The following is a 21,832-nucleotide window of genomic DNA, read 5'->3' as shown; positions in this document are numbered from 1 at the left end:
GCGGGGGATCAGACGTCGTAGAGGTCGCGCATCGCCGCGTCCACCTCCTTGGTGCTGGTGAAGTCCTCGATCACCCGCACCGGCACCCCGATGTCGCCGAGCGTCCGCGCGATCTCCCGCGACGTCATGATGGCCACCGCCTCGGACGCCTTGCCCTTCGCGGAGATGGTGTCGGTCGCCTCGGTGGTGATGTACCGGCCCCACTTCCAGCGGTCGAGCACCTTGTCCAGCGTCGACTTGAGGAACAGGCTCGTGCCGACCCCGTTGCCGCACACCGTCAGGATCTTGTGCATGCCGTGCCCGGAACCCTTGGACGCGGGCCGTTCTGGTGTGCTGCCGGCCGGTGCCGCGGCCGGTGTCGATGCCGTGTCCCCTACGAGGATCTGCCGCAGGGCCTCGGGTGTCGGCGCCCGGTCGAGGGCCGCGGAGGTGTCCTGGTCGGCGAGCAGCCGGGCGAGGGCGCCCATCGCCTGGGTGTGTGCCCCGGCGTCCTGGGCGGCGAGGGCGACGACGAGGTGGACCGGGTCGTTCGTCTCGTGCCCGAAGTTCACCGGCGTCGAGAGCCGGACCCATGACATGCCCGTACGCCGGACGGCGGGGGAGGGCCGGGCGTGCGCGAAGGCGAAGCCGGGCGCGATGACGATGTAGGGGCCGTTCTCCTCGACGTTGCGGAGCATCTCCTCGGTGTACGTGTCGGTGCTGACGTCCGTGGAGACGAGCAGGTCACCGGCGGTGCGCACGGCGGACTGCCAGTCGGGGGCGGCCACGTCGAGGCGGATGGCCTCGACGGGGATCAGATCGCTCAGTTCACTCATACGAGCAGTGGTCCCGAGCGGCGGCCCCGTGTCAGCACGACACGCCGGGTGCGGACACCTTCGTTATGAGGTTCCTCCGGGTGCACGCGGAGGCGGCCCCGCCGAAGCGGGGCCGCCTGCGTCATGCGTCATGCGAAGGGGCAGAGTCCCCAGGTTCTCAGCGACCGGCGAAGTCGTAGTACCGGTGGTGGTGCTTCCAGGCGCCGACGTTGTGGTGGGCCGCCAGCGAGTTGGAGACGGTCACCCCGTCACGCCCGCCGACGTTGACGAACTCCTGGCCGGCGACTCCGGCGTGGTCGTACACGTGGGCAGTGTCCTGACGGCTGTCGTCGACGTCGGCGACAGCGGGACCGGCGGCAAGGAACCCAGCCACCGAGGCGACGGCGACAGCGGCTGCGATGCGACGCACCATGAACTTCTCCTTCTGAGAGGGATCAGCGATCACTTAAAAGATCACCAGACCGCGAGAAGAAGCGCACGCCGGACCGCTCCCAGGGCACCCGCATGCAGCAACGCGTTCCCCTGCTCGGCCTCATATCCGGCGCGCCGGGCCGACCGGAAGAGGCCGAAAAGAAGCCGCCGGGCACGGTCAGCGGGAGACCAGCAGCCCCCGCCCCCGCAGCACCCTGCGCTCCAGCGGGCTGAAGATCAGCAGGTCGATGGCGATGCCGACCAGGAGGATCAGGAAGATGGCCAGGAACACCTGCGACATGCTGCTGTTGTTACGGCCGTTCTCCAGCAACTGGCCGAGCCCCACGCCGAGATCGGGCGACGAGGCGATGATCTCGGCGGCCATCAGCGAGCGCCACGAGAAGGCCCAGCCCTGCTTCAGACCGGCGAGATAACCGGGCAGCGCGCCCGGCATCACGATGTGCCACGCCCCGCGCAGCCCGGTCGCGCCCAGGGTCCGTCCGGCGCGCAGATACAGCGGCGGGATCTGGTCGACGCCCGCGACGAGGCCGTTGGCGATGGAGGGGACAGCGCCGAGCAGGATCACGGCGTACATCATCGAGTCGTTGAGGCCCAGCCAGATGACGGCGGGCGGGACCCACGCCACCGACGGCAGGGACTGCAGACCGGACAGGATCGGCCCGATCGCCGAGCGCACGAACCGGACGCGGGCCACCAGCAGACCGAGTGGTGTGCCGATGACGAGGGCGAGCAGGAAGCCGAACAGACCGCGTGACACGGACGTCCAGATGGAGTCGAGGAGCGTGCCCTGGAGCCAGGCCGCGCGTACCTCGCCCCACACATCGGACGGCGAGGGCAGCTTGTAGTCGGGCACGACCCCCGCCCACACCAGCAGCTGCCAGACCACCAGCACCACCGCGACCGCGGTGACCGGAGGCAGCACCTTGCGGCGCAGTGTCTCGCGCAGTGGCGCCCGGACACTCTGCACCGAGTCGAGTGCGTCGAGTCCGGCCTCCAGGCCCGCGAGGTCTCCCGGGCGCCGGGGCTCGTCGGAGCCGGCCTTCGCGGGATCCGCGTCCTTCGCGTCGAGGGTGACGGTGTGGTCAGTGGCGGCCATGGCGGCGGATCTCCCCACGCAGTTCTTCGGTGATCTCGGCGGACAGTTCGGCGACCGAGGTGTCCTCCAGGCGCCGCGGCCGCGGCAGGTCGACCGTCCACTCCCGGGCGACGCGGCCGGGGCGGGACGACAGCAGGACGACGCGCTCGGCCAGCCGCACCGCCTCGCGGACGTTGTGCGTCACGAACAGCACCGACACACCCGTCTCCTGCCAGATGCGGGTGAGCTCGTCGTGCAGCACGTCGCGGGTGATCGCGTCGAGCGCGGCGAACGGCTCGTCCATCAGCAGCAGCCGGCTGTCCTGCGCCAGCGCACGGGCGAGCGCCACGCGCTGGCGCATGCCGCCGGACAGTTCGTGCACCCGCTTGCCGTGCGCGCCGGACAGGCGCACGAGGTCGAGCAGCCGCTCGGCCTCGGTGCGCCGCTCCTGCGCCGCGACCCCGCGCAGCTTCAGCGCCAGCTCGATGTTCTTGCCCGCGGTCAGCCACGGGAACAGCGCGTGCTCCTGGAACATCAGGGCGGGCCTGCCGTCCGTGGCGATGGAGCCCGCGGACGGCAGGTCGAGACCCGCGGCCAGGTTGAGCAGGGTGGACTTGCCGCAGCCCGAGGCCCCGAGGAGGGTGACGAACTCACCCGGCGCGACATCGAGTGTGATGTCGTCCAGGACGAGCTGCTGTCCGCCGGGTGTGCCCGGTGCGGGGAAGGACTTCGAGACATGCTCGATACGCGCCGCGTGTGTCACCGTCTCGACGGCCTCGGCCGACTTGGCGATCGTGGTGGCCATGGGCGTCACCTCCTGAGGGTCTTGAAGGTCTTAAAGGTCCTGATGGGTCGTCAGATGCGTGACGTGCCCGGTCCGATGGTTGCTACTTCACACCGAGGCCGGCGTCGTCGACCTGGTCCTCGCCCTCGGACTTGAGGACCTTGTTGAGCGGGTCGAGGTCGTAGATGCCCTTGAGGTCGGGCTGCTCGAGGAGGCCGGACTTCACCGCGTGCTTCGCCTCGGAGTCGAGGGTCGAGGCCAGCGGGTCGTCGAGGAAGTCGATGGACTTCCAGGCCGGGTCGATGACGTCGGCCGGCAGTGCCTTGCCCGACAGCTTCTGCAACGCGGCGTTGGCCGAGGCCTTCGCCTTCGCCGGGTTGGCGTTGATCCACTTGTTGGTCTTCACCGAACCGCGCAGTACGGCCTCGACGACGTCCGGGTGTTCCTTGAGGAACTTCTGCGACACGATCATGTTCGTGATCACGAACTTCTTGTCGGGCCACAGGTCGGCCTCGTCGAGGATGGTCTTGCCGCCCTCGGAGACGAGCTTGGACGCGGTCGGCTCGGGCACCCAGGCGCCGTCGATGGAGCCGGACTTGTAGGCGTCCGGCGTGATCTTGTTGTCCGAGCGGACGACGGAGACGTCGCCCTTGCCGCTCTGGGGGTCGACCTTCCAGCCCTTCTCCGCGATCCAGTTGAGGAACGCGACGTCCTGCGTGTTGCCGAACTGCGGCGTGGCGATCTTCTTGCCCTTGAGGTCGTCCAGCGACTTGATCTTCTTCGGGTTCACGACGAGCTTGACGCCGCCGGAGGCCGAACCGCCGATGATCCGCAGGGACTTGCCCTTGGACTTGGTGTAGCCGTTGATGGAGGGGGAGGGGCCGATCCAGCCGATGTCGATGGAGCCGGCGTTGAGGGCCTCGATCTCGGAGGGGCCCGCGTTGAAGGTGGACGGCTTGATCTGGGTGCCGCCGAGTTCCTTCTGGAGCAGGCCCGACTGGACGCCCACCAGGGCGGTGCCGTGCGTCAGGTTCGGGAAGTAGCCGATCTTCACCGAGTCGGCGGAGAGCTTCTTGGCGCCCGATGCGGCCTTGGCCTGGTCGCCGCTGTCGGTCGACTCGGACCCGTAGCCGCACGCGGTCAGCAGGAGGGGGAGCGCCGATATGGCGGCGAGGGTGCGCAGGGTGGTGCGGGGGCGTGCGGCAGACACGGAGGTGTCCTCTCGGGGAAATGGGTGGCTCGGGGGAGGCGCGCTGGGCGCCGTGGGACCGCGGGCCGTCGTCCCGTGGGCGGCTTGGGGCGGCCCGGCGGACGGAGGACGGCTCAGGCGGCCCGACAGATGGCGCTGGACGTGCGGCCGAGGTCGATGTGGCGGCGCGAGGTCAGCAGAAGGCGCGACAGGTCCGCGCGGCATCGCGTTCGCATGGCCACCCCCTGACTTCCCCAGTTTTCCTACCTGACAGATAGGGATCGTGGCAGAAGGAGGCGCTCCCCCCAAGAGGGTGTTCATCATATGGACGTACGTGTCTCGTATTTCGAGAACGCCGCGAAAACCCTCAGGCGGGCAGGGCGAACGGCGGCTGCGCGCCGTTGAGGAAGTAGTCGCCGATGTCGCGGAGTTGATGCCCGAGCGGCTCGTGGAGCGTGTGGGCGCGTGCGTTGCGCCAGAAACGGTCGAAGCCGAGGGATGCGGAGGCGGCGCGCGGGCCGACGATGTCCAGGGCCCGGGTCGTGGACTCCTGCGCGGCCCGCGAGGCGGCGGTCTCCGCCATGGTCACGAGGGCGGCGACCTCCGCGTACGCGTCGTAGGCGAGCTCGTCGCCGAGCGCCAGCGCGTCCTGTACGGCTCCCAGCGCCTGGTCGGCGAGCGCCGACGCGGAGCGGACGAGGACGGTCAGCTCCCCGTATGTGGTCAGCACCTGCGGGTCGTGCGGGCTGCCGACCGGCCAGGCCGGATGCAGGGGTGTCTGGCCCGTCCTGCTGTACTCGCGGGCCTCGGCGAGCGTGCCCTCGGCCGTGCCGAGCAGCACCTGGACGGAGACGAGGTGGGCGACCGGCGAGGCCAGCGCCGTCCGGGGCGGCAGGAAGTCCTCGTCCGCGGAGAGCGGGCCGAGCACCTCGTCGGCGGCGACCGCCACGTCGTCGAACTCCACGCTGCCGCCGGCCGCGAGCCGCCCGCCGAAGGTGTCCGCGGCGGCGTCGATCACGACACCGGGCCGGTCGGCGTCGACCACGACGGCGAGCGGCGCGCCCGTGTCCGACCGTACGGCCCGGACGGCCAGCCGGTCGGCGGCCAGGACCCCGGTGGTGTAGTCCTGCCGCCCGTTGAGCACCAGCCCGTCGCCGCTCCTGGTCAACGTCAGCGCGGGCTCCTGGCGGGCGAAACCGCCGCCCCAACACCACTGCTCGGCCGCGGACCGCTCCTCGATCTGCGCGGCGAGCGCGGGACCGGCGAAGAACCGGGCGCTGCCCGCCAAGAAGTAGTGACAGCCCAGCAGTTGGCCGATCGCGCCGTCCGCGGCGGCGATCTCGCGGACGACGGCGAGGGCGGCGGCCCAGTCCCCGCCGCCTCCGCCGGTCTCGGTCGACGCCGGTGGTGTCAGCAGGCCCGCCTCGCGCAACCGGGACACCTCGTCGACGGGGGCCTTGCCCGCCTGCTCCCTGGCGACCGCGTCCGTGGCGAGGTCGTCCGCCACCTCGCGGGCCACCCGCAGCCAGTACGGATGGTCCGAGCCGGCCCGGTCGTGGGCCGAGGTGGGACGGGGCGACGCGGTGGCAGGGCCCATCACGGTGATCTCCTCAAGGTCGGTGGCAGGGCGCGGAGTCGGAGCTCGCCTGCCGGTCGGTCGCCGCCGGATCCTGTCCTCGGGCTCCCGCCGACGCCCGAAGGGCGGCGCCGCGGCGTCCGGGGTGTGCCGGAGGCCGCGGCGCGGGCAGGAGCGTGAAGTCAGGCCTTAGGGAACGTACTTGTACCCCACGCGTCGTACGGTGACGATCCGATGGCGGTGAGCCCTGCCCAGCTTGCGCCGGAGCCGGGCGATGTGGACGTCCACGGTGCGCCCGTCACCGACGTGGTCGTAGCCCCAGACGGACGTCACCAGCAGCTCACGTGTCAGTACGTGGTGGGGGCGCTTCACGAGGTGGGCGAGAAGCGCGAACTCCAGGTAGGTGAGGTCGAGTTCATGCCCCTCCAGCTCGGCCACGTGTCGCACCGGGTCGATGCGGATGGCGTCGAAGTCCGTGGGCCGCGCGGCTGTGGCTGTGACTGCGGGTGGGTCCGCGGGGTCGACCGGCCGGATCTCCGGCTGGGGGCCGCCCTCGGCGAAGAGCTCGGTCGGGTCGGTGCCCTCGGGGACGAGCAGCAGGTATCCGACCATCGGAACGGACCCGCGCTGCCCGGCGCCGCCCTGCGGGATGCCGCGGACGAGGCTGAGGTGGCGGGCGTCGGAGGGTGGCGCGGTGGGGTGGGTGGTCTGCGGTGCCGTGGTCATGGGGGTTGTCCCTCGTCGATGTCTCGGCCCGCCGGGGCGCGGTGGGTGAACCTGCCCTGGTGGCCTGCGAATTGGCGTGCGGAGCGGCACGGTCCGACCTGTGGGCCGGGTGCCTTACGCGCGACAGCACGCGGCGCTGACGACGTGACCAAAGTCGACATGCCGACGACGAACGAGTCGCTGCTGCGTACGGGACATGTGCACCATCCTGTGTGCCCGGGCGGGCCCGGTCAAGTATTTCCTAGTAATTCGGTAGGGAAAGTGGGGAAGCTGTGGCGCAGCTCACCGGCTGCCGCGGATCGCGGGGCGTGCGTCGGTCGCCGTCGCCCTGCTCAACCAGGCACGCACGGTGGCGAGTCGACCGCGCAGTCGCCGCAGCGGAGTGGGCGGAAGTGTCCCTGAGTCGCCCCGCGCGTAGTGTCGCTCGACGTAGTACTGCCCGACGCTGAGCACGCTGGTGACCGCGATGTACCAGAGCGTGGCCACCATGAGCAGGGGAATCACCTGGTAGGTCTGGTTGTAGATGAGCTGCGCCGAGTACAGCAGGTCGTGCACGGCGAGCACGCTGACGATGCTCGTGCCCTTCAGGGTGCCGATCAGCATGTTCCCCGCGGTCGGCACGATCGAGCGCATCGCCTGCGGGACGACGATCCGGCGCAGGGTGCGGCGCCTGCTCAGCCCGAGAGCCTGGGCGGCCAGGGTCTGTCCGGAGTCCACGGAGACGATGCCGCCGCGGACCACCTCGGCGGCGTACGCGGTCTCGTGCAGCGTCAGGCCGATCAGGGCGGTGAGGGTCGGGCCGAACAGGTTCACCGTCTTGACCGTGAAGAACTCCGGGCCGAACGGGATGCCGAGCCCGAGCGTGGGATACAGGGTGCCGATGTTGAACCAGAACAGCAGCTGCACCAGGAGCGGTGTGGACCGGAAGATCCACACGTAGCCCCAACTCAACGTGCGCAGAACGGGGTTGGCGGACAGGCGCATCGTCGCGAGGACGGTGCCGAGCAGGAACCCGAGCACCATCACGGCGGCGGTCAGCCACACCGTCAGGAGGAGGCCGTCGAGCACGGCGGAGGTGGTGAAGTAGTGGCCCACCACCTCCCACTGGAAGGCGCCGTTGCGGACCACGGAGTTCAGCACCATCGCGAAGACGAGCAGCGCGACGGCGGCGGACGCCCAGCGGCCGAGGTGCCGGCGCGGCACGATCCGGGGCCGGTCGGGCTCGCGTGTCGGCTCCTCGGGCGGTGCGGCGGGGGAGGGTTCTACGTACGACGTGGTCATCGGGGCTCTCCGGGGAGGGAATCGCGGGCATGGGGGAGCGTCGTCACATGCGCCGCGTCCCTCAACGCGGCCGGAGCGGCTGCCGCGAAGGGCGGGGCCGATCCGCCCTCGATCGTATGCGCCCGTCACGAGGGTGTGTCAACAAGGCCCGGACGCGGCCGAGTCGAGGGCACCCGGGAAGCGGGGGCAGGGCATCCGGCATCCGGACATCGACCGGGCGCCGCTTGACGAACAGCTCGATGTCCGGCTCAATTGTCCGCATGACTGCCCAGCGCCTGGTCTCGCGTGACCACATCGACTTCGGTCGGGTGTGGTCCGCGGCGTGTTGCGTCTGAAGCGGCAGCGGGCCCTCTGACCGGCCCTTCCCTCCCTCGGTGACTCCCTAGGTGAGCCCGTCGCGGGCCGAGCTTCTTTCCTGGCGCGCGCTGCCGCGAGCCCTCCCTTCACGAGTTCCCGTGACACCTCACGGCTCCTCGTGACACCTCACGATGCTCGACGTCGTCACATTGTCCCGTCACCTGCCCCGTCACCTGTCCCGACCTGTCGCCCTCCTTCTCCGACGGGTCGTCATTCGACATGCCTGCGGTGCCCCGCGCGCCGTTCGCACACCTGAAAGGCCCCCGACCCGTGAACCTGCCCGGGACCAGAACCCGCCCGCGCCTCGCCGGCCTCCTCCTGCTGCCGCTCCTCGCGCTGACCGCCTGCGGCTCGGGTGACACCGGCACCGATGGCGAGGCCGGCGCGGGTGCGCAGGCGGCCGCCGCGCCGACCGGCAACCCCGTCGCCGCCGTCCGCAAGGTGGACTCCGCCGCCAAGCTGCTGCCGGCCGAGGTCCGCAAGAAGGGGACGTTGCGCATCGGCAGCTCGACCGGCGGGCCGCCCGCCGCGTACTACCCGAACGGCACCGGCAAGAAGCCCGTGGGCCTGGACATCGACCTCGCCGACGCCGCGGCCAAGGTGCTCGGCATCCAACTCCGGCGCCAGGACGCCTCGTTCGAGACGATCCTGCCCGCGCTGGAGAGCGGCAAGTACGACCTCGGAACCGGCAACTTCGGTGTCACCGGCGAGCGTCTGAAGACCATCGACTTCGTCACCTACATCAACGACGGCCAGGGCTTCGCGGTCAAGACGGGTGACACCTCGTTCGGCAAGAAGATCACCGACCTCACGCAGCTCTGCGGACGGCACATAGGCGTCGGCGCGGGCACGACGTTCGAGGCCACCCTCGACGCGCAGAAGACACGCTGCACCAAGGCGGGCAAGAAGCCGTACGACGTGCAGGTCTTCTCCGACAACGGCGCCACCCTCACGGCGCTCCAACAGGGCCGTATTGACGTGATCATGTCGACCATCAACGGCCTGCGTTACCAGGCGAGCAAGTCCGCCTCGCAGACCACCTTCCTCGGCGAGTTCCACCGTCTCGACGTCGGCTTCGCCTTCAAGAAGGACTCCCGGCTCACCAAGGCGTTCCGGGCCGCCGTCAACGAGCTGGTCAAGGACGGGACGTACGAGCGGATCCTCAAGAAGTGGGGCACGTCCGAGTCCGCGATCGAGACATCACGCATCAATCCGCCCGAGCACACCTGAGGGCGTGCCGTGCGGGTGCGGGAAACCGGTAGGGATTTCCCGGGGTTTTCCCGCACCCGCGTCGTTCAAGACACCTCGCCTAATGGGCGATCACCTCGCCTACCGGGCGATCACCTCGCTCACCACCGGGGCGGCCAAGCCATCACCCCACACGAGCCGCACCGCGTCCGCGTTCGTCCCGGCGGGCGCGGGCAGGGAGGTGACGGGGCCGCCGAGCGGGCCGAGATCCTGCCACGTGCCGTCGACGCGCAGCTGCGCCTGGGCCTTCGTGGTGGCCGCGTCGTCAGGGCGCAGCACTGTCACCGAGGACATGGCACGCGGCGCCGGGTACGCCACCGTGAGCGCGTCACCCGAGGCAGGGGTGGAGGCGGCACGGTAGGCGTTCTCCAGGACGCCGTCCGCCGCCGCCGCGAGGCTGCTGCCATCCGCCGCCTCCGGGCCACCGCTCACCGTCGGGCGGTCGGTGCGTGCCACCGTGAACTCCCGGACGACCAGCCAGTTCGTCTGATCGGCCGTCGCGCGGGCGCGCACGTACCGGGCGGTCGTGCCGCTGGGCGCATCCGCCGCCCACGTAGCCTTCCCGCTGAACTCCGCGCCCAGCGCGTGCCACGTCGTGCCGTCCGACGAGTACTCCAGGACACCCTTGTGCAGGTAGTCCTCGGTGCTGCCGGACTTGCCCATGGCCACGGTCACCGAGCCGAGCGGCTGCTCACCGCCCAGGTCGACACCGACACCCTCGCCCGTCCTCGGTTCCCGGCTGCTCCAGAAGTACGTGGAGTCGTCGCCGTCCGTCATCCGGTCCGCCGTATTGCCGTTGTAGATGGGCAACTTGGTCGTGCCGGTCGGCTGCGGAGGCAGGCCGAGGTCCTTGTTGGACGTGTCCCGCACCTTCGCGAAGAACGGTTCGAGCACACCTTCACCGACGACCACCGGGACCTTGCTGCCATTGAGGTCGGTGTACCGGTACGACGTCGCCTTGGTGACCAGTTCGGGCAGCCGCTGGCGGAGCGTCCAGGCCGCGTCGGTGTGTCCGGCGCGCTGCTCCTCCAGCATCCGCACCGCCGCCACCCCGGCCTCACCCCAGGCTCCGGCCGAGTCCAGCCACGGCCCGGAGTCCTCGACGAAGCCCTTCTCGACACCGCCCCGTACCGTCGCCGGCGCGCCCCGCAGCTCCGCGAACGCGGCGGTCAGCCGGGAGGCCGGGACGGAACCGTCCCAGTACCCCTCCATCAGCTTCGCCAGCTCCGGCGCCTCCACGGAGTCCATCCGCGAACTGTGGTTGACGTCCGTGAACGCCCGCAGCGCCCGCGCGACCTTGGCGTTCCCACCGGCCATCTCCTCGACGGCGGCGCGGTAGGAGGCGTCGGCGTCGTACGACGAGTCGTTCCACGTGTAGTCGGCGACGGTGTGCAGGGCGAGCTTCGATGCGTACGGCTGGATCATCGGGTTGGCGGTGATCCCGGCCAACTCCTCGGCAAGCCCCTTCTCGCGTCCGCTGAACGGGCCGAGGAACAGCCGCCCGGTCGCGAAGTCATTGACGGGATAGTTGTCCCACGTCAGGATCGAGTGCCCGAAGACCGCCTTGGCCCGCTTCGCCTGAGCCACCGTCATCGTCGGTGCCACGACACCCTCGCCCGTCCACTCGACGAGCACATCCTTGTCGAGCTGCTCGGCGATCGCCGTCTTGTACGGCGTGGAGGTGGTGTTGTAGTACTCCGTCGGCACCATTTGCAGCGGCAGGGCGCCGTCATGGGTCTTGATGAACTGCTGGTTGACGCGGTTGAGCAAGTACGCCTGCGCCTGGCCGGCGGCGCCGCCGCCCGTGCCCCACTTCGCCTTGTCCGCGTCGCAGTTCCAGTCGGTGTAACTGATGTCGTCCAGCGGCACCGCGAACTGCCGCACTCCGATGTCCCACAGCGCCTGGAACTTGTCGGTGAGCGCCTTGAGATCGGCGTCGGAGCTGTAACAGACGCTCAGGCCGGGGGAGAGCGCGTAGGTGAACTCCACGTGGTTCGCCCGCGCCCGGTCCACCAACTCCCGGATCTGGTCAAGCTGTTCGGCCGGATACGGGTCGCGCCACTTGGCGCGCAGATACGGGTCGTCCTTCGGCGAGTAGACGTAGATATTCATCTTGTGCTCGCCGTAGTAGTCGAGTTGGTCCAGGCGCGCCTCGTGCGACCACGGGGTGCCGTAGAAGCCCTCGATGACACCACGCACCGGCGTCGCCGGCCAGTCGCGCACGGCCAGACCTCGCACGGTGGCACCGGGGGCCTTGCTGTGCGGCAGCACCTGGCGCAGTGACTGCGCCGCGTAGTACGTGCCGGTCGGATCGGCGCCCGACAGGACGATGCGGCCCGCGCCCTTGCCGCCCATGGCGAGGACGTATCCCTCGGCGGCGAGCCCGGCAGGGCCGTCGGTGCGCAGGGCGTCGAGCGCGCCCGATGCGGCCGGATTCTCGGAAGGCCCGCCGACGTAGACCGCCAGCGAACCGGAGCCGGCGGGAGCCTTCCGCGTGGTGGTGACCTCCCGCGCACCGGCCGCCTTCAGTGCGGCGGTGGTCAGCTTCACGGCGGCCGGGTCGGACTTCGCGCCGGTGACGACCGTGACGGCGGGGGTGATGGTGACCCGGTCTGAGCGTTGCCGCTCGCTGTGCGGGGCCGGGGTGATGGTGGGCGCGCCCTCATCGGCCCCGGCCCCCGACCCGGCGACGGCCGGGCCCGAGCCGAACGTGAGGGGAGCGGCGGTCAGGGCCGCCACGGCGAGGACGGCGACGAGCGGCGTCCTGAGGAACGGTGTCCTACGGGATCTGTGCTTCGGGCGGAACATAGTGAACCTCCACGGTGGGCACATGAAACATGCTCTAGCGGACTAGACCACTTTGGCGATGTGGCGTCAATGGTGCGTGAAACAGCGGGAGTTCGAGCAACTTCACGCACCACGGCAAGCAAGACGGAACTCAGCCGAGCGTGAGCCTCACCTGGACCGGCAGATGGTCGCTGGGGTACTGGCCGTTCTTCTCGTACGTGTTGATGGCCGCGGAGTGCACGGTCACGCCCGGTGTGGCGAGGATCCAGTCGATGCGGTCGCCGTCCGGGACGAGCGGCTTGTAACCGTGGAACGTCGCGTAGAGCTTGCTGCGTTCGGCGGCCGCGTCCCAGGTGTCCCTGAGGCCCGTGGCGAGGAGCTGGTCGTAGACCGGGTTGCCGTGCGCGGCCACGTTGAAGTCGCCGGTCATCAGCAGCGGCAAGGACTGGTCAAGGGCCGCGATCCGCGAGGCGATCAGCTCCGCCGACTTCACGCGGGAGAGCTGGACCTGGTGGTCGAAGTGGGTGTTGAGGACGTAGAACTCCTCACCGCCTTCGGAGAGGTCCGCGAAGCGCACCCATGTGGCCATCCGGATCACCGAGTTGCCCCAGCTCTTCGAGCCGATCAGCTCGGGGGTGTCGGAGAGCCAGAAGTGGTCGTACTCGACGGGGCGCAGCCGCCGCGTGTCGTAGAAGACGGTGCCGAACTCGTCCCGGCTGCCGCCCGCTCTGCCCGTGCCGATCCAGGCGTAGTGCTCACCCAAGTCGGCGTGAATGTCCTGGAGTTGGTGGTACAGCCCCTCCTGGGTGCCGATGACGTGCGGCTGCTGCGCGCGGAGCAGCTCGCGCATCACGGGGCGGCGGTCGGCCCAGGAATGGGGCGAGGTGTCGGAGGCGTAGCGGAGGTTGAACGTCATGACGTGCAGACGCCCTCCGCGGCCCGCCGGCGCAGCGCTCGCGGGCGTGGCGGTGGTGGTGGTGACCGCCGCGGCGGCGGGAAGCGCCGCGGCCACGGCGAGTGCGGCACGCAGCCCGTGGCGGCGCGTGAGGCGGGGGTGCTCGGTCATGGGTGATCCTCCCGGTGTGTTGGGTGCCAGGGCCTGATCCAAAAGGCGGACCCTGGGCAAAGGACCCACTGTGGCAAGCTCGGGTGAGGCGGAGATGAACGTTCGGCGGCGGTGGATGTGACGTCTGTGGGCCCTTGACTCCTTAGTGCCCAGGGCGTGTTGGAGTGATGCGGGGGACGGAGGGATCCTGCTCACGCCGACTTGGGCCGGAAGTCGTAGGTCGCAGGTCGGTCGACAGGCGGCGCGTGACACCACAGGGTGGGCGGTGTGATGTCTCGAGACTTCGATGTGGACACGTTCCTGCGGCAGCCGCTCACCGCGCGCCTCGCCACCAATGGGCCCACCGTCCGCCCCGTCTGGTTCCTCTGGGAGGACGGTGCGTTCTGGGTGTTGACCGGGCCGTGGACCCGACTGTTCCACCGTGTGCGGCGGGACCCGGCCGTCGCGCTCGTCGTGGACGACTGCGAGGTCGCGACGGGGCGCGTTCAGCAGGTGATCGCCCGGGGGCGGGCCGAGCTCTTGCCCTTCGACGTGCCGCGGGGCCGGCGTAAGCTGGCCCGCTACCTGGGAGCGGACGAGGCGCTGTGGGACGAGCGGTTCGTGAGCTATCTGTACGACGATCCGAGCGAACGGGGCACGGTGTGGCTGAAGTTGAGCCCCGACTCGCTCACGGCCAAGGACCTCAGCTACTCCGCCGCGCGGTCCTGACGGAACACGGCACTCGGCACTCGTCACTGCAGTGAAGGGCACACCCTCATGCGCACGCTGCACGTCGTCACGCACCCTGAAGCGACACACCACGTCGAGGATGTCGTCGGCGGCTGGCACGACTCCCGGCTGACGCCCCGCGGCCTCCGTGCGGCGGACTCCATCGCCCGGGCGCTGCGGTCCCACATCCCGGACGAGGCCGAGGTGGACCTGTTCGCCTCGGACCTGCGGCGTACCCGGCAGACGGCCGATGCGATCGGCGAGCTGTTCGGCCTGCGACCGGTCCTGGACCGGAGGCTGCGGGAGAAGTCCTACGGAGAGGCGGGCGGCATGCCGCAGGAGTGGCTGGACCGGCGATTCGTCCCGCCGCCGGCGCACGGCGAGCGACTGCGACACGACGAGGGCGTGGCGGGTGCTGAGACCAAGGCGGCCTGCGTGCAGCGCATTTACGCCGCCATGGACGACATCCTGCGCCGGCCGTGCGCACACCAGATCGTGGTCACGCACGGGGGTTCCCTGACGTTCGTGGTGGCATCTTGGATCAAGATGCCGATCGAGTCCGTCGGTTACGCGAGTTTCCGGGCCCCCGCCGGAAGCATCACGACCCTGCGCGAAGACGACTACTTCCACAACCGGCAGGTCGTTGTCCTCGGGGACACGCGCCATCTGTACTGACGTCGAGAAACCCGCCTGGAGCGTGGCCAGTTGTGCCGTCCGGCCACACAGAACGCGGTTTCACCTGACCACTGGTTCAACAATTCACGCATCTCTTCTCACAACGGCAGTGCGATGCCAGCTTTCTGGCCTGCACTCGGCCGTGCCCCGTCCAGTGGACCGATCGGCCGTGGAAGGGGGACGCCGCACCCCCGGGACAGCGACGTCGACCACCCCGCCGCGCCGGCTCGGGGCCTCGGGGATGCACACACGACAGACACGCTGATCCTGGCGAACACCGCCGTCGCCGTAACGGCGACGGTCCTGCTGATCGTCCGGTGGCGGGTGCATCCCGTCATCGCGCTGCTGCTCGCGTCCTCCTACCTCGGCATCACCTCCGGTCTCGGCGGCGCGGGCACGGTCAAGGCCATCACCAAGGGGTTCGACGACCTCATGGCGGAGATCGGTCGGCTCGCCGTGTTCGGGGTGCTCACCGGGGCACTGCTGCGGCGATGCGGGGCGATCGGCCGCCTGGTGGAAGCCCTGATGCGCGGGGTCGGCCCGCGCCGGATGCCGCCATCGCCGCGCTGATGGACGTGCCGCTGGGCACGATGCTGCTCTACGGGCTGCTCGACCGCGAACCCACCACCCGTATCACCGTCGATCTCGAACGGTGCCGGGTCGTTGCCCCGGCCTGGAACCGATGCCCTTCCAGGTGCCGGAGGCCGACCGCCACCGGCTCCTGGCCGGTCTCGACGACATCGACCTGACGATGCGGCACGACGAGGACATCGCACGGTACGAGGCACGGCGTCGGCCGGGGCTGCCCACGACGGCGCGGCGCGCGGCCACTTCGGCGTGGCAAAGACGGGTGCGGGCCCGGCGCGCCATGGCGCCGGGCCCGCATCCGTCCCGCAAGGGGCGGCGGAAACAGAGGGAATCAGTAGATGTTCGCCGCGACGTCCGCGCCGTCCTCACGGCCCGCGTTGATCTGCGCGCGCAGCGCGATCTCGTCGTACACGCGGACCTCCTTCACGATGCGCCCGTCCTGGATCGTGAACTGCGAGACACCGAGCATCGTGACCGGCTTTCCGGTGATCGGGCCGAAGGCCGGGATGCCGCGGTACGTGCCGTGCATCGTCCAGGTCACGGCGATGCGCAGCCCCGCGTACCGCTCCGCGTGGTGCGTCTGGACGTCCAGCACGGAGAAGCGCGCGTCGGGGAAGGGGCCGACCATGTCCAGCAGATCGGCCTGGTAGCGCTCCGGCCGGATCACGGTGCGGTCGCCGATGGTGTGCAGGAAGAGGTCGCGCGCCATGAAGTCGTTGACCTTGTTGAGCTCGCGCCGCGACCAGACACGGTCGATGAACTCGAGGACCATCTCGCACTCGGGGCGGAAGTCGTCGGGGCGCGGCCCGCTGACACCCTCCACGAGTACGTCCTTCGGCGGCTCCTCGGTCATCGACCCGGTGTAGCCCTGGAATTGCAGGTCCCGGGCGGCCTCGTCCGGGTCGATGCCGAGCTGAAGGCAGTCCGCCAGGTCGTCGCGCACCACCCACTCCTCGACCATGCGGCCGCGCCGGTAGAGGCAGTTGGCGAAGGTGCGCTTGCGGACGCGGACGTTGCGGCCGTCCACGAGGTGCTCGTCGGCGGAGAAGACCAGGTGCGAGCTGAGGAACGCGTCGTCCCCGCGCGCCTCCCACACCACGTCCTCGGCCTGGCCGATGTGGCCCGGCACGGCGGCCATCCGCATCGTGCTGCCTTCGATCACGCCGTCGCGGCCGACGACCGTACCGAGGCTGGCGTGGACGATCGAGTCGGGCTCGTAGTTGTCGACGATGTGGGCGATGTCCCGCGCGACCCAGATGCGGTCGGTCACCTCGCGGATGAACTCGTCGGGGTCGTTATAGGGCTCGTACGCGACGGGGTCCAGGGCCATGGTGCTTCTTCCGTTCCAGTGCTGTGTGAATGCGTATGTAGCGTGACTGATGTGTGGTGTGTCGGGCAAGAGGGTGCGGGCCTCGGGATCAGGCGGGCTGTGGTGTGTCCTGGCGGGGGAACTTGTCCGCGCCCAGCTGGCTCCGGTACGTCTCCGTCATGAACCCGGTCACGACGACGAGGGCCAGGAAGGCACCCGCCGCCAGGTAGGCCCACACGGCGTAGATGGAGCCGAAGGTGTCGACCAGCAGCGTCGCGACGAACGGGGTGATCCCCATGAAGATGGAGAACGAGCTGTTGTACGCGATGGCGCTCGCGCTGAACCGGGTCCGGGTGGAGAACAGTTCGGCCGCGCAGACGGTGATGATGCCGGTGAGGAAGAACTCCGGTATCAGATAGATGAGTTGGCTGAAGATGGCGGCGCTGAACGTGCCCGCCTCGCCGACCCGGAAGGCCAGCGGGACCAGCACGATGCAGGCGATGGCGCCCGTGATGAGCATCGGCTTGCGTCCGATGCGGTCCGAGAGCTTGCCGGCCAGCGGCAGCAGCGGGATGAGGACGGCGATCGAGATGGCGTTGGAGGCCAGGCCCATCCAGCGCGGCAGGCCGAGCGTGTTCGTCAGGTACTGCGGATAGAACGTGACCCAGGTGTAGGACAGGATCGCGCACATGATGGAGATCCCGCAGTAGACCAGGATGGGCCGCCACTGCGAGCGAAGGGCCTCGATCACGGGCGACTTGACGACATCGGTGCCGTCCTCGGTGGCCCGCATGAACTCCGGGCTCTCCGAGATGCGGCTGCGCATCCACAGGCCGATGAGGCTGAGCGGGATCGCCAGCAGGAACGGCATGCGCCACCCCCACGAGTCCAGCGCGGGCCCCTCGAACACCCAGCTGGTCAGCGCGGCCACACCGGCGCCGGCCAGCGTGCCCACGAAGCAGCTGTTGGAGGCGTACGAGGTGTAGTACGCCCGCTTGTTGGGCTCGGCCCACTCGACGATGAAGGCGACCGCGCCGACGTACTCGCCGCCGGAGACGACGCCCTGGACCACGCGGAGCGCCAGGAGCAGGAGCGGCGCCAGGATGCCGACCTGGTGGTATGTGGGCAGGACCGCGACGAGGGCGGTGGACACACCCATGGCCACGAGGGTCCACAGCAGGGTCTTCCTGCGACCCACCCGGTCGCCCCAGCGGCCGAGGAAGGTCCCGCCGAGCGGACGGACCAGGCATGCGATCGCGAGGATCGCGTATGTGCCGAGCACCGCCAGGGTCTTGTCGCTCTCGGGGAAGAACGCCGGGGCCATGATCGGCGCCATGTAGCCGTACAGGCCGTAGTCGAACTGCTCGACGAAGTTACCGACGCTGCCCGCGCCGATGGCCCGGCGAATCGCGCTCCGCTTCTCCGCCGCCTCGGGGGCGGACGCGGGGCTTGTGCGGGGTGGCGCTGCAGAGGACATGGCTGCTCCGATCGCGCTGCGGATGAGGGGTGTGCATGCGCAAGTGCATACGTATGAACGAGGGGTTAGGGGTGAACCGTAAGGTTCCCGGGGTGGGGCGTCAAGAGGTGGGGACGGGACGGGCCAGGGCGCTCATGGTGTCCATCAGGACCTGCGCCAGGTTGAAGACGATCAGGCGGGCCCCGGACTCCTCCGCGGCCTGCGCCGACGGCAGGTTGGGCACGATCGACATCACCGTGCGCCCGTGCTCGTACGTCGCCCGATGGGCCTGCCCGATCAGTTCGTTCACGACGGACTGCTCCGGGAAGCCGCAGTCCGCCGCCAGGTCGGCGGGGCCCACCAGAACCGCGTCCACGCCATCGGTGCCGGCGATCTCGTCGGCCGCGGCGCACGCACGCCGTGTCTCGATCATCGGGACGACCAACGTTTCCCGGGACGCGGCCACATGCTCGGCCGCGGTGACCGTGCCGAACCGCCCCGATCTGCTGTACGTGGCGAAGCCCCGCTCGCCCCACGGTGGGTAGTGGCTCGCGGCCACGGCCAGCCGGGCGTCCTCGGCGCTGTCCACGTGCGGGTGGATGAGCCCGGACGCACCGAGGTCGAGTGCGCGCAGGGCGAGCGCGGGTTCGTGGCTTCCGACGCGTACGAGGACGTCGATGCCATGGGTCTCGGCCGCCATGATGTGCTGCTGGAGCAGGGCGGTGTCCGCGGGGCCGTGCTCGCAGTCGATGACCACGAAGTCCAGACCGGCGACGCCCGCCATCTCCACCAGCGTCTCCGATGGCAGCCGCAGCAGCCCGCCGCGCAGCGGATCGCCGTCCGCCAGACGCTGTTTGAGGCTGCGGCGCGGGGTACGTGTAACGGTCATCGGGCCACCATCCCCGCCGACAGGTCGACATCGGCGCCGCACATGCCTCGCATCCGCAGCATCGCGCTCACCGCCTCGCCGACCTCCTCCTCGGTCACCATCCGCCCGAGCGCGGCACGCGATACGAAGGCCTCCTCGGCCTCGGCGTAGCTGCTGCCCGTGCGCTCCGCCTCCAGGCGGAAGTTGCGCTCCATGCGTGGTCCCGAAACCGGGCCGGGGGACATGGAGTTGACGGTGACGCCCTGCGGTCCCACCTCGCCAGCCAGCGTGGTCGTCAGGCCGATGACCGCCATCTTCGACGCGCAGTACGGGGTGCGTCGCAGGAGCGGGCGCTTGCCCGACACGGAGGCGAGGTTGATGACATCACCGGAGCCACGACGGGTCATCGCGGGCAGGAACGCCCGGCACATCAGGAACACGCCGCGCACGTTGATGTCGAAGACCTCGTCCCAGTCCTCGGGCGCGATCTCGGTCAGCGGTGCCACGGGGCCCGCGATGCCCGCGTTGTTGACCAGGACCGAGATCTCGTCGTCCGCGAGTGCCTCGGCGAGCGCGTCGACGTCCGCGGGGCGGGACACGTCGCACATCTGGGGGACGACGCCGGGGCCGAGGTCGTCGGCGGTGCGTTCCAGGGTGTCCACGTCGCGGCCCGTGATGACGACGCGGGCGCCGTCGGCAAGGAGTGAGCGGGTGATGGCGCGGCCCAGACCGCTGCCGCCCCCGGTCACGAGCGCCGTCCGCCCGGCGAGGGGTGTCGTGGTGCGGTCGGTGGTCATGCGCCGGCCTCCTCGTTCCACTCCAGCGTCTTGTCGCCGTACTTCGCGGCGCGGACGTCGCCGGAACGCGCGTGCCCCTCGAAGAGCTCCACGCGGGCGGCGCGCCCGCACACCTCGCCGAGCAGCGCCGACGAAGCGGTGTCGGTGACCTCCTGGTGGGTGACCGTCTTGAGGTACTTGCCGACCCACAGGCCGCCCGTGTAGCGGGCGGCGCCGCGGGTGGGCAGGACGTGGTTGGTGCCGATGACCTTGTCGCCGTAACTGACACACGTACCCTCGCCGAGGAAGAGTGCGCCGTAGTCGCGCATCTTGTCCAGTGCCTGGCGCGGGTTCTCGGTCAGTACCTCGACGTGCTCGCTGGCGTACGAGTCGGCGATCTCGAAGGCCTCGTCGAGGGTGTCGGCCACGACGATCTCCCCGTGGTCGCGCCAGGCCGGCTCCGCGAAGTCCTTCGTCGGCATGCCCGGCAGCAGCCGCTCGATGTGCCGCTCGACCTCACGCCCCAGCTCCTCCGACGTGGTGACGAGGACAGCGGGGGAGTCCGGGCCGTGCTCGGCCTGCGACAGCAGGTCGACGGCGACCACGAACGGGTCCGCGTGCTCGTCCGCGATCACCAGGATCTCCGTGGGCCCGGCGAACAGGTCGATGCCCACCTCGCCGAACAGCTGACGCTTGGCCTCGGCCACATACGCGTTGCCCGGTCCCGCCAGCATCGGCACGCTGCCGATCGTCCCGGTCCCCACGGCCATCGCCGCGACGGCCTGGACACCGCCCAGCAGGTAGATCTCGTCGGCGCCCGCCAGGTGCATCGCCGCGACCGTCGCGGCCGGGATCTCGCCCCGGATGGGCGGGGTGCAAGCGACGACGCGGGGCACACCCGCGACCTTCGCGGTCACGATCGTCATGTGCGCCGAGGCCGTCAGCGGGTAACGGCCGCCCGGCACGTACGCGCCGGCGGAGGCGACGGGGACGTGCCGGTGGCCGAGCCGGACGCCGGGCAGCGTCTCGATCTCGACGTCGAGCATCGAGTCCCGCTGCGCCTGGGCGAAGGTGCGCACCTGTTCCTGCACGAACCGGATGTCGTCCAGGACCTGCTCCGGGACACCGGCGACGATGCGCTCGATCTCCTCGGACGACAGCCGGAAGGACTCCGGGCTCCAGTTGTCGAACTTCTCGGAGTACTGGCGCACGGCCTCGTCGCCGCGCTCGCGGACGTCGTCGAGGATGGCGCGCACCCGGTCGGCGACGTCCGCGCGGGCGGCGGTCACCTCGGCGGCGGGGACGGGGGACTTGAGGTGTCGGGGCATGACGACTCTCTTCAACTCGCTTTGTTGGGTGCGTAGATGGTCGGTACGGAGGTGGTGGATACGGGAATGGTGTGGGTACGGGGACGGTGTGTCAGGCGGCGGCGACCGCGGCGACCAGGTCCTGCAGCGCCGCGCCCACGGCGTCCGGCCGCTGCCACGGCACGAGGTGTCCGGCATCGGGCAGTTCCCGCATCCGGGAGTGCGGCAGGGCCTCGGCGATGGCGTGGTGGAAGGCGGGCGGGCAGAGCGTGTCCCGGCCACCGGAGAGGACGACGGAGGGGCAGCGCGCCGAGCGCAACGCCGCGAAGGCGTCCTCGCGGGTGGGCTGGGCGGCGAGCTGGGCGCGGGTGGCATCGGGGCCCACGGCCCGCGCCATACGACGGTAGCGTTCGGCGTCCGCCGCGGACCAGTGGCGGTCGGGGAACATGTCCGGCAGCGTGCGCTCGACCACCCCGGCGAACCGGCCGGCTGCGACGAGCGCGTCCAACTCCCGCCAAGCCACGTGCTGTTCGGGGCGCGGGGCGGCCGCGTTCGTCGCCATCACGCACAGTCCGGCCACCCGCTCCGGCGCCCGCCGCAGCGCCTCGAACCCGACGATGGCACCCAGGCTGAGCCCCACGAGCACGAACGGCCCGTCCGCCGCGGCCAGCACATCGTCCGCGAGCGCGCTGATGTCAGGGCGCCGCAGCGCGACGTGGCGGACGGCGTGGCCCTCGGGGAAGGTGACGTCCGACCACAGGCTCTCGTCGCAGAGCATGCCGGGGACGACGACCAGGGGAAGCGGCACG

21 protein-coding genes are annotated in these 21,832 nt (G+C 70.3%); 4 read left to right on the top strand and 17 right to left on the bottom strand.

Features of this window, described 5'->3' with window-relative positions; genetic code table 11:
* Nucleotides 1-8: 8 nt before the first annotated feature.
* The 9 genes from ACWD2L_RS23020 to ACWD2L_RS22980 all read right to left on the bottom strand — a co-directional run bounded on the left by ACWD2L_RS23020 (nucleotide 9) and on the right by ACWD2L_RS22980 (nucleotide 7,878).
* Nucleotides 9-815, bottom strand: a complete 807-nt coding sequence (locus ACWD2L_RS23020) for a PTS sugar transporter subunit IIA (RefSeq protein WP_451190946.1) — start codon at nucleotides 813-815, stop codon at nucleotides 9-11.
* Between the two features lie 157 nt (nucleotides 816-972).
* A complete protein-coding gene (locus ACWD2L_RS23015; protein WP_451190943.1) occupies nucleotides 973-1,227 on the bottom strand; it encodes a hypothetical protein in 255 nt (84 codons plus the stop codon).
* Between the two features lie 177 nt (nucleotides 1,228-1,404).
* The gene (locus ACWD2L_RS23010) at nucleotides 1,405-2,343 is read right to left on the bottom strand and encodes an ABC transporter permease (RefSeq protein WP_451190940.1); all 939 of its coding nucleotides are present in this window, start codon (nucleotides 2,341-2,343) and stop codon (nucleotides 1,405-1,407) included.
* On the bottom strand, nucleotides 2,330-3,127 hold the full coding sequence (locus ACWD2L_RS23005; RefSeq protein ID WP_451190937.1) for an ABC transporter ATP-binding protein: 798 nt from the start codon (nucleotides 3,125-3,127) through the stop codon (nucleotides 2,330-2,332). Before ACWD2L_RS23005 ends, ACWD2L_RS23010 begins: the two co-directional genes overlap by 14 nt.
* A gap of 82 nt (nucleotides 3,128-3,209) precedes the next feature.
* Entirely contained in the window at nucleotides 3,210-4,316 is a 1,107-nt protein-coding gene (locus ACWD2L_RS23000) for an ABC transporter substrate-binding protein (RefSeq protein ID WP_451190933.1), read from the bottom strand.
* Between the two features lie 113 nt (nucleotides 4,317-4,429).
* Nucleotides 4,430-4,531, bottom strand: a complete 102-nt coding sequence (locus tag ACWD2L_RS22995) for a putative leader peptide (protein ID WP_451190930.1) — start codon at nucleotides 4,529-4,531, stop codon at nucleotides 4,430-4,432.
* Nucleotides 4,532-4,662: 131 nt separating this feature from the next.
* Nucleotides 4,663-5,892 carry an acyl-CoA dehydrogenase family protein gene (locus ACWD2L_RS22990; RefSeq protein ID WP_451190928.1) on the bottom strand — a complete coding sequence of 410 codons (1,230 nt, stop codon included), beginning with the start codon at nucleotides 5,890-5,892 and terminating at the stop codon, nucleotides 4,663-4,665.
* Nucleotides 5,893-6,060: 168 nt separating this feature from the next.
* On the bottom strand, nucleotides 6,061-6,597 hold the full coding sequence (locus ACWD2L_RS22985) for a winged helix-turn-helix domain-containing protein (RefSeq protein WP_451190925.1): 537 nt from the start codon (nucleotides 6,595-6,597) through the stop codon (nucleotides 6,061-6,063).
* A gap of 282 nt (nucleotides 6,598-6,879) precedes the next feature.
* Nucleotides 6,880-7,878: an amino acid ABC transporter permease gene (locus ACWD2L_RS22980; RefSeq protein WP_451190922.1), complete on the bottom strand. Its 999-nt coding sequence runs from the start codon at nucleotides 7,876-7,878 to the stop codon at nucleotides 6,880-6,882.
* Nucleotides 7,879-8,505: 627 nt separating this feature from the next.
* Between ACWD2L_RS22980 and ACWD2L_RS22975 the strand changes: the two genes are divergently transcribed.
* Nucleotides 8,506-9,465, top strand: a complete 960-nt coding sequence (locus ACWD2L_RS22975; protein WP_451190919.1) for an ABC transporter substrate-binding protein — start codon at nucleotides 8,506-8,508, stop codon at nucleotides 9,463-9,465.
* Between the two features lie 99 nt (nucleotides 9,466-9,564).
* Here the strand turns inward: ACWD2L_RS22975 and ACWD2L_RS22970 are convergent, their stop codons facing one another.
* Together ACWD2L_RS22970 and ACWD2L_RS22965 are read right to left on the bottom strand one after the other, a co-directional pair.
* Complete coding sequence (locus ACWD2L_RS22970) at nucleotides 9,565-12,291, bottom strand: beta-N-acetylglucosaminidase domain-containing protein (protein ID WP_451190916.1); 2,727 nt, start codon at nucleotides 12,289-12,291, stop codon at nucleotides 9,565-9,567.
* A gap of 130 nt (nucleotides 12,292-12,421) precedes the next feature.
* Nucleotides 12,422-13,336: an endonuclease/exonuclease/phosphatase family protein gene (locus ACWD2L_RS22965; RefSeq protein WP_451190913.1), complete on the bottom strand. Its 915-nt coding sequence runs from the start codon at nucleotides 13,334-13,336 to the stop codon at nucleotides 12,422-12,424.
* 270 nt (nucleotides 13,337-13,606) lie between these two features.
* Here ACWD2L_RS22965 and ACWD2L_RS22960 point away from each other — a divergent pair, with 270 nt between their 5' ends.
* From ACWD2L_RS22960 to ACWD2L_RS22950, 3 genes are all read left to right on the top strand, one after another.
* A complete protein-coding gene (locus tag ACWD2L_RS22960; RefSeq protein ID WP_451190910.1) occupies nucleotides 13,607-14,044 on the top strand; it encodes a pyridoxamine 5'-phosphate oxidase family protein in 438 nt (145 codons plus the stop codon).
* Between the two features lie 48 nt (nucleotides 14,045-14,092).
* Nucleotides 14,093-14,719, top strand: a complete 627-nt coding sequence (locus ACWD2L_RS22955; protein WP_451190907.1) for a histidine phosphatase family protein — start codon at nucleotides 14,093-14,095, stop codon at nucleotides 14,717-14,719.
* A 114-nt stretch (nucleotides 14,720-14,833) separates the two neighbouring features.
* Nucleotides 14,834-15,289, top strand: coding sequence for a GntT/GntP/DsdX family permease (locus tag ACWD2L_RS22950; protein WP_451190904.1), 456 nt, complete (start codon nucleotides 14,834-14,836; stop codon nucleotides 15,287-15,289).
* A 349-nt stretch (nucleotides 15,290-15,638) separates the two neighbouring features.
* Here the strand turns inward: ACWD2L_RS22950 and ACWD2L_RS22945 are convergent, their stop codons facing one another.
* The 6 genes from ACWD2L_RS22945 to ACWD2L_RS22920 all read right to left on the bottom strand — a co-directional run bounded on the left by ACWD2L_RS22945 (nucleotide 15,639) and on the right by ACWD2L_RS22920 (nucleotide 21,831).
* Nucleotides 15,639-16,637: an ester cyclase gene (locus ACWD2L_RS22945; protein WP_451190901.1), complete on the bottom strand. Its 999-nt coding sequence runs from the start codon at nucleotides 16,635-16,637 to the stop codon at nucleotides 15,639-15,641.
* An 88-nt stretch (nucleotides 16,638-16,725) separates the two neighbouring features.
* Complete coding sequence (locus ACWD2L_RS22940) at nucleotides 16,726-18,093, bottom strand: MFS transporter (protein WP_451190898.1); 1,368 nt, start codon at nucleotides 18,091-18,093, stop codon at nucleotides 16,726-16,728.
* A gap of 100 nt (nucleotides 18,094-18,193) precedes the next feature.
* Nucleotides 18,194-18,961 (bottom strand): HpcH/HpaI aldolase family protein, encoded by a 768-nt coding sequence (locus tag ACWD2L_RS22935; RefSeq protein ID WP_451190896.1) that lies wholly within the window; start codon nucleotides 18,959-18,961, stop codon nucleotides 18,194-18,196.
* Nucleotides 18,958-19,737: an SDR family NAD(P)-dependent oxidoreductase gene (locus ACWD2L_RS22930; RefSeq protein ID WP_451190893.1), complete on the bottom strand. Its 780-nt coding sequence runs from the start codon at nucleotides 19,735-19,737 to the stop codon at nucleotides 18,958-18,960. The genes ACWD2L_RS22935 and ACWD2L_RS22930 overlap by 4 nt, the downstream gene beginning before the upstream one ends.
* Entirely contained in the window at nucleotides 19,734-21,044 is a 1,311-nt protein-coding gene (gene hisD, locus ACWD2L_RS22925; RefSeq protein ID WP_451190890.1) for a histidinol dehydrogenase, read from the bottom strand. The genes ACWD2L_RS22930 and hisD overlap by 4 nt, the downstream gene beginning before the upstream one ends.
* A gap of 91 nt (nucleotides 21,045-21,135) precedes the next feature.
* Nucleotides 21,136-21,831, bottom strand: a complete 696-nt coding sequence (locus tag ACWD2L_RS22920; RefSeq protein WP_451190887.1) for an alpha/beta fold hydrolase — start codon at nucleotides 21,829-21,831, stop codon at nucleotides 21,136-21,138.
* Nucleotide 21,832 lies beyond the last annotated feature (1 nt).

Source organism: Streptomyces sp. NPDC002754, assembly GCF_053592315.1.
This window is presented reverse-complemented; position numbering and strand designations above follow the sequence as displayed.